Origin of the sequence: Kurthia sibirica (genome assembly GCF_003143975.1) — a bacterium.
GTDB lineage: Bacteria > Bacillota > Bacilli > Bacillales_A > Planococcaceae > Kurthia > Kurthia sibirica.
On record NZ_QFVR01000043.1, the window covers coordinates 1 to 7,286 of the forward strand.

9 protein-coding genes and 2 pseudogenes are annotated in these 7,286 nt (G+C 28.1%); 3 read left to right on the forward strand and 8 right to left on the reverse strand.

Annotation, left to right across the window (positions count from 1 at the left end; all coding sequences use genetic code 11):
* The first annotated feature begins 149 nt into the window (after positions 1–149).
* A complete protein-coding gene (locus DEX24_RS17625) occupies positions 150–518 on the forward strand; it encodes a transposase (RefSeq protein WP_487246498.1) in 369 nt (122 codons plus the stop codon).
* A gap of 245 nt (positions 519–763) precedes the next feature.
* On the opposite strand, the gene DEX24_RS16500 is transcribed toward DEX24_RS17625, so the two are convergent.
* From DEX24_RS16500 to DEX24_RS16530, 7 genes are all read right to left on the reverse strand, one after another.
* On the reverse strand, positions 764–1,354 hold the full coding sequence (locus tag DEX24_RS16500; protein WP_109307476.1) for an ATP-binding cassette domain-containing protein: 591 nt from the start codon (positions 1,352–1,354) through the stop codon (positions 764–766).
* Positions 1,355–1,358: 4 nt separating this feature from the next.
* The gene (locus tag DEX24_RS16505) at positions 1,359–2,039 is read right to left on the reverse strand and encodes a hypothetical protein (protein ID WP_109307477.1); all 681 of its coding nucleotides are present in this window, start codon (positions 2,037–2,039) and stop codon (positions 1,359–1,361) included.
* Between the two features lie 23 nt (positions 2,040–2,062).
* Complete coding sequence (locus tag DEX24_RS16510) at positions 2,063–3,109, reverse strand: YcaO-like family protein (RefSeq protein WP_109307478.1); 1,047 nt, start codon at positions 3,107–3,109, stop codon at positions 2,063–2,065.
* Positions 3,110–3,143: 34 nt separating this feature from the next.
* Positions 3,144–4,067: a YcaO-like family protein gene (locus DEX24_RS16515; RefSeq protein ID WP_109307479.1), complete on the reverse strand. Its 924-nt coding sequence runs from the start codon at positions 4,065–4,067 to the stop codon at positions 3,144–3,146.
* A 24-nt stretch (positions 4,068–4,091) separates the two neighbouring features.
* Complete coding sequence (locus tag DEX24_RS16520) at positions 4,092–4,727, reverse strand: hypothetical protein (protein WP_109307480.1); 636 nt, start codon at positions 4,725–4,727, stop codon at positions 4,092–4,094.
* Complete coding sequence (locus DEX24_RS16525) at positions 4,720–5,556, reverse strand: McbB family protein (protein WP_109307481.1); 837 nt, start codon at positions 5,554–5,556, stop codon at positions 4,720–4,722. Before DEX24_RS16525 ends, DEX24_RS16520 begins: the two co-directional genes overlap by 8 nt.
* A 64-nt stretch (positions 5,557–5,620) precedes the next feature.
* Positions 5,621–5,812 (reverse strand): hypothetical protein, encoded by a 192-nt coding sequence (locus tag DEX24_RS16530; protein WP_109307482.1) that lies wholly within the window; start codon positions 5,810–5,812, stop codon positions 5,621–5,623.
* 337 nt (positions 5,813–6,149) lie between these two features.
* Between DEX24_RS16530 and DEX24_RS17930 the strand changes: the two are divergent.
* Positions 6,150–6,336 (forward strand): annotated as a pseudogene (locus DEX24_RS17930) (IS3 family transposase); the annotation flags it as partial.
* A gap of 141 nt (positions 6,337–6,477) precedes the next feature.
* On the opposite strand, the gene DEX24_RS16535 reads toward DEX24_RS17930, so the two are convergent.
* On the reverse strand, positions 6,478–6,771 hold the full coding sequence (locus DEX24_RS16535; RefSeq protein ID WP_109307483.1) for a hypothetical protein: 294 nt from the start codon (positions 6,769–6,771) through the stop codon (positions 6,478–6,480).
* 86 nt (positions 6,772–6,857) lie between these two features.
* Here DEX24_RS16535 and DEX24_RS16540 point away from each other — a divergent pair.
* A pseudogene (locus DEX24_RS16540) lies at positions 6,858–7,286 on the forward strand (IS6 family transposase); the annotation flags it as partial.

A 7,286-nucleotide genomic window follows, 5' to 3' on the forward strand; every position in this document is an offset into this window, starting at 1 on the left:
ATCGAGTGTCACGGGGACAATTGTAAGTTTATTCGTTGGCATAAAAGAAAGCACCGCCTTCATTTGATACGTCTATCGTACCTGGAGATACTTCTCGAATATATGCGTTATTTGATTACGGGCTTACTATTCATCAACCTTATTATGATATTGCTAGAAATAACCGTTTATCACTAAGAGGTAAACAATTAAAATCTGTACGTTCTTCTACAATTGAACTTAGTTTCGCAAATAGTAAAGAGCTCCACGGTATGCGCTATGCACGCTACCGCGGAGCTCTTAAAGTAATGCGCCAGGTTTTAACGACCACCATCATACAAAACCTTCTCAGGCTCGCCAACCTGGAATCAGCCAAAAAAATGGGCTGGTTCTTAACCTATGAACCTATTATAAAAAATTCGAAGAATTTGAGTAGAAAAAAGACTCGAATTTTAGAAAGAATAACTGACGAACGACTTTTTAAACAAACTGAGCCACAAATCATTGATTTAACAATGATTTGTGGCTTTTCTATTTAACATTATACTTCATGAAAATACCCAAGAAAAAGTGTTATGGTACTTAAAAATTAGCAACCAATTTTAGTAGATTATCATAATTAGTAATCAAATATCACTTCTAATGTATTTTCTAGAACATCAAAGAATTTTAAATCTGACCACTTTCTTCGTGTCGACAACTATTTTTTCATGGTAAGAATTATAGTATTCTTACCATGAAATTTAATTCAAAATATAGGTTGAATTGAGTTAATATGGAGAAATTAAAAATGCACCTTTACTTCTTCAAAATTAATAACATAGTCAACATGTTCTAATAAATATGGTAAATCATCATGATTCGTTAAAATGAAATTTCTATTTTCTTTTTTTAATTGTAGTATTAAATTAATAATTTCTTTTTTTGTTTCCTTATCAATATTGACGAAAGGTTCATCTAATATATACCAATCTCTTTGTAGAGAGAGGATAGTTAGTATATAAATCAATTTTCTTTCTCCGCCTGATAACATGCCCATTTTAGTGTTTTTTATCTTTTCAATATCTATAGAAATATGATGTCTTTTCAAAAATGAATAGAAATTTATATAATTTTCCTCACATAAATTGTAGACAAATTTTATAAATTCTTTCACTCTTATTCTATTGTAAAATGAAAAGTTCTGTCTCATATAAATCATGTTCGTATTTCCAGAAATATTTTTCGTTTTAGCCTTTCGAATCTTACTTATATAATCTAAAAAAAGCGTTTTTCCTGATCCATTCTTTCCTGAAATATAAGTGATTCCTTCATAAATATTTAAAGTAACAAAAGTGTTTATTTCTTTTATTTTTAATTTATTTATTGTAATCATTAAACTACCTACTTTCTATAGATACAGGCCTAAAAATAATTATGCTAGGTATACTTATAACAATGATCAATAATAATATAAGCAGTGAATCGATAGGAATTTCATTATTTAATGTTTGCAATTGTACCTGTGCTAATTGATATAATGGATTGAATTGATTAAATACAGTAGAAAAGCTAATTGAAATAAACATACCAAAAGTTAATACATTGCATATAGAATTGATTGAAGAACTATATAAACCTTTAATATATGTAAAATTATAAGAGAAAAATGCAACAGGAATACATATTAACAAACTTAAAAAACCGTAACTACATAATGTGAAAAAGTTAAACCCTAATAATAAAGCTGCTAATATATTGAAAATGGCCATACATACTGCTACGTATACTATCTGGGTAAATAAGCACCCTAAGAAAAATTGAACACTGATCCATTTTATAGAAAATATAAAAATGAGTGTACCCGAATCTTTTTCATTCAATGCATGTAATCCTACACCATATAAATAGGCATTAAATGCAATATAGATCCACCAATATACTAAATCACTTTCTTGCTGAAAGTTCTGAATATTGATAAATAACATGATTGTAGGTAATAAAATACCCCATAATAAAGAAATTTTATCTTTTAATAATAATATCAAGTTAAGTTTTAAAATTGCGATAGATTGTTGCATTCAAATCACCTTCTTTATATAAATTAAGGAAAAGGTATCCAATCTACTTCTTTACTTAATGGCGTTCCTATTATTTTTGAGATATTATCAATATCTTTAATAGAATATAAGGAAGCATTTAAATGCGGAAACCAATTTTCGTCAAATATTTTTACAATTTTAAGATGTGCGATACCTCTCTTATTTGGGAATGAACAAATAAAAGGATTCATTTTTAAATATTTATTACACCATATCAACAAATCAAGAAAATTGTATTCTTCCATATTTTTTTTGGGTAATTGATTTTGATTTAAAGAAGAAGTGAATTCTTGTGTTAATAAATAAGAATAATTATCTTGAAACTCATCTAAACTCATTTTATCAAATAAAATATGATATAAATCACTAGCTTCAGAGGATGCTTCATTATAAAGTTGTTCATATATTTTAGTTCTATCATTTGCAAAATATTGTAAAGCTTCGATTTGACTCTTATTAATCGCATCATTTAAGTTAAAAGAAGTTCCTAAGCCAGCAGATTTTTTCTTCTTGCCTATTGCTAGACTTAAAACCACAAAAATTTTGGGTGATAATGATATATTATAATAATAGACATTATCTACAAAGTTTAGTAAGTAGGAATGAGTAAATGAACTTTCTTTCGATACTCTTAATCTTTCTGAAGGACGCTTTGATAAAAAACTAACTATTAAACTTTGACGTTCAAAAAACTCTAAAAATGCATTTTTTATTACTAAATTTGATTGAGTATGTGAAGCCATTCCACACGAATCTACGAATTCATCAACAGCAATTAGTGAACTTTTAAGGACTAATTTTTTCTCACCTGTAATTAAACTAGTAGCTACATGAGTATTTTGAGAAGAGTTATTGTTATTTATCAAAATTTCTCGTTCAAAAAACTCTCCAAAAACCTTTTTTAAATTATTGGTTCTTCCATTAAAACCAACTTCATATGCTTTAACATCTATCTTATCTTTTCTAGTCATAAAATTATTATAATGATGGTTTAAAAATATACCTTTTTCAGAAAATAACTCAGTAGAATTAAGTAAAAAACCTTGCACTATCTAATCGCCTCCATTCTTAAATAATTTTAAATTAAACTAATAAACAATTGAAATTATGGGTAGGGGGGAATAATTCTATAATTTTTTGATTTAGACAATTATTCAGATTATAGTTATTAGGAATACAATTCAATAGACTATTGGATATTAATTTAATAGTTTTAAAAGATGAATTTTGTGTATTCAATAGAATTATTTGCGGTGTATCTATCCAATCTTTATATATTATATCTTCGTCTTCTGAAGATTCATTATTTATTATTAGTGGTCTAGTTTCTTTAATTTTCTCATTGAAAAAAAATTGTATTTGTTCTTTTTCATTAATGGAATGATGATACAAATCAGAATTAGGATTCTGATAATTTTCCCATTCTATTAATTTATTCTCTAAAATACTGGATTTTAAAGCTTTTTTAAAATTTAAATCTCCTGAAATACCGCACCCAGTCAATATACCTTCTTTAAAACTGACAGATAAAATTGTATGGGCATTTGATATATTTTTCATATAAAAAATAAGATGTCTTTCCCCTTGGAAATTTAATTTTTTAATCAATGACTTAATCTCACTTGTGTGTGGTAGTAAAACATATTCGCTGCTATTAGTATACCAAAATAAATAAAGTTCATTTTTTTCTATTAATTCTAGATTTGCTTTTTTTATAATATTTTCTGAATTATTTCCTGAAGCAGTTCCAGTGGTGTCAATCATCCCATAATCATTATTTTTTCCATAAGTAATTTCTTTAGACCCAATTCCTAATCTAAATCGTTCTAAAAACTCATTATATGCTTTCAAAATACATAATTTTTTCTTGTTACTTATCGAAGTTCCGGTACTAGGAACAAAGAATTCACCATGTTTTATTCGAAAAGATTTTATATACCCAATTTTATTCGTTTCCACTTGAAAACTATTCGCGATACCAAAATCTTTGTTATATTGCATAAACATATTAAACACCTTCTGAAATATATATTATCTTATTTTGTTACTTGCTAATAAGACGCATATCCTTGCATTCAAACCTACTTCTTTAGAAAATTTTTGTGCCTGTAAAATTTTAATTTCTTTGCTTTCTAATTTAGTATTCTCTTTCATAAATAACTCAAATAAGGTTTGATTTTTTGCTATATGTTTTGTACCTTCAATCACAGCAAGATTATTAAACATTGCTACAGTTGACTCTATATCCAAAAACCAATGGATTGTAATACTTGAATCCGTGATTTCTTGTAAAATTGAAGGTACCTCATTGCTAGTCAAGAGTAATTGATTATTAAAGAAATCTAACATATAAATACCTTTTTTTAAGTTGTCTATACCCGAATGTATTGCCAATACAGGAATAAATAGCAAATATTCATTATGAGAAACTGTCATTTCTAAAACTCGAAAAATATCTTTAATTATTGAAGGTAAGGGCTCGAAATTTATTTGTTTTAAACAAATATCAGGATGTTTAATACTTTCTAAATTTAAATTTTTAATAATTTTCATTTGATCTATTTTTTGACTCTCATGCTCAGTTGAAAATTGAAAAATTTTACTTATTTTATATTCTATTTCTTTGTCTATATAAATATGCTTATATTCATTCCAATATTTATTCATAACAGTCACATACTTCCCAATAATAAGCTATATCAGTATCTATAAAATAATCTCTTAATGAAATTTTATATACTTTGTCGATATTAGATGATAGTTTATTATTTAACATATCTCTAAGTAAAATATTTATTACAGGTATGTAATCTTTTTCTTCCAACAAACCATCATACTCAAATTCTAATTTTTCTTCATATATTAAATCCATTATCATTTGAAAATTCCATGTAAGATCTCCATTAATATTTCCTCTCAACTGTGCTTCTAGGCTACTTATAAAACATATTGGACAAGGATTATTCCATTTTTTCGAATAATAATTCGAGATATAAATAGAATTATTATATGGAAAAACTACTTTACATATTAAATTTTCATAATTTCGAATTACTTCCAATATTTCTTTTAAGTGATTTAGATTAAAAGGATTTAAAATAATTAACGTTAAGCAGTCATCTTCTAAAATTTTCTTTTTATTTAACAACTCTTGCACAGTATAAGAATTTTTAACTTTTAGAAATTTGCTAAAAATATGACCTATATTTTCATTTGAAATAATATTAATTGATTCAAAAGATATTTTTTTCTGAATATTTTCTTTGAAAATTTCATTCTTACATAAGAAATCTACTATTTTTTCTGAAAATTCTTCTTCATTGTCGAAAAAATTTTTTATCTCATTCATTGATATGATATCAATATTATTAACTTCTAAAAATTTCAAAAAATCAATAAGTGGTTGACTATTTAATATTAGAGAATTCTCTTTAGTTTGGATAATATTGTGATTATCTTTGGTATTATATAATAAATATGGGTTTATTTTGTACATAACTATTTCACTCCGTAACTAAAATAAAAAAATATCTAATGTAGAACATTAGATATTTTTTTTTTTACAAAATTTTCTTTAAACTTGAAGAGCCTGACCCACAGCAGCAACAGCAACAGCAACAACCGCCGCCGCCGCCACCGCCATTACTGCTATCTGCATTTTTAACAAAGCTTTGAGAAAGAGAAACGCCCAAATCTTGGTTTAAATCAAATTTAAACTTGCCTTTACCTTTACCTGGTTTACTACTAGCCATAAAGATCACATTCCCTTCTTGTAGTTTCGTGGAAAAAAGTAAATATTACTTCCACATTAATAATTTAACATTTATTTCAATTATTAGCAATTTTTATTTTTTCTGATAATTGAATTTTTTCAAATAAATTCTATGTGATACTCCAGCGTAGGCTCTTTTTTAGACGATTATTGATAAACAAAAGTTCTTTTTCTATGTTTGATTGTGTGAGTTACTCCAAATCTATTCGTATCGTAAGGTGGATAGGCTACACTAAGTTAGACAGAATAAATAAGGCTTGTAAACTAAGACTATCATCCAAAGTGCGTGTGCTAAAATGCCATGTCAATGTCGGATATTTACTATCCAACGTTCACTTAGTATGAATGGTTGTCCTTATGATAATGCGGTGGCGGAATCATTTTTCTTCTCTGGAACATCTTGAACTTGAATTCGCTGATTATGTTCTTTGATTTAATCATATTCGTATTCATGGAACATTAGGGTGTTTAACGCCAATGGAATTCAAATTACAGTCCTCATAATTTTTGTCCAATTTACTGTTGCCATTCCCTCTAAAAGGGTGAAACGGTGCAACTTTCTTAAAATAGGTAGAAATTTATTTAAAACGGTATGACTTTATTTTAAATCTTCAGTTCATTGATACACTGGAACGTGCGCTACATTTAGCAAAATTTATCAATCGCATATTTCATTAGTTTAAAGAGCCCATAACCAAAAGCAATCAGCACCCCTAGTTCAAGCCCTACAAAAGCAAGAAGGACTAATCCCCAGCCAAGACACCCCCAACCACTTGTCGCAAAGAAATGACGATAAGCGCCGATTATGGCCCCTCGCACGCCAATCCAGTTCACCAAATTATCGACAATTTGACCGACATATGAGGGTGTTACAAGTGAAATTAAGAGCATACCAAGTACGATTGAAATACCTGTAATTGCTGGCTTTAACCAGTACACGAGGTCCTTTAGGTTCTGTTGCAAAGTTTCTCAATTAGCATGATATCAGGTAGAATTAAGTGGAAATAAACGATAGGAGATTTCAAATGACTCATTTTAAGGGGAAACAATTCAAAAGAGATATTATTACAGTAGCCGTTGGCTATTATTTGAGATATAACCTGAGTTAGCGAGAAGTTTCTGAAATTATGGCTGATCGAGGTGTTTATGTGTGTCACACCACGGTCTATCGGTGGGTGCAAGAATATAGTCAAATTATCTATTGTTTGTGGAAGAAAAGAAATCACGCTGTAGGTGATTCTTGGCGAATGGACAAAACCTATATGAAAGGGAAAGGGAAGTGGTGTTATTTATACCGTGCAATCGATTCTTCCGGACTGACTTTAGGTAGATCGTTACGAAAAAAACGTGATAGTCGGGCAGCGTATGCATTTTTTAAACGCTTAATCAAACATTTTGGGAATCCTAGAGTACTTGTGACGGACAAAGCTCCTTCATTAACGTGTGCCTTTAAT

Bases quoted from the DNA above. Each gene is read 5' to 3' on its own strand.
- DEX24_RS16500 (WP_109307476.1), bottom strand. From the start codon at position 1,354: ATGATTACAATAAATAAATTAAAAATAAAAGAAATAAACACTTTTGTT.
- DEX24_RS16505 (WP_109307477.1), bottom strand. From the start codon at position 2,039: ATGCAACAATCTATCGCAATTTTAAAACTTAACTTGATATTATTATTA.
- DEX24_RS16515 (WP_109307479.1), bottom strand. From the start codon at position 4,067: ATGTTTATGCAATATAACAAAGATTTTGGTATCGCGAATAGTTTTCAA.
- DEX24_RS16520 (WP_109307480.1), bottom strand. From the start codon at position 4,727: ATGAATAAATATTGGAATGAATATAAGCATATTTATATAGACAAAGAA.
- DEX24_RS16525 (WP_109307481.1), bottom strand. From the start codon at position 5,556: ATGTACAAAATAAACCCATATTTATTATATAATACCAAAGATAATCAC.
- DEX24_RS16530 (WP_109307482.1), bottom strand. From the start codon at position 5,812: ATGGCTAGTAGTAAACCAGGTAAAGGTAAAGGCAAGTTTAAATTTGAT.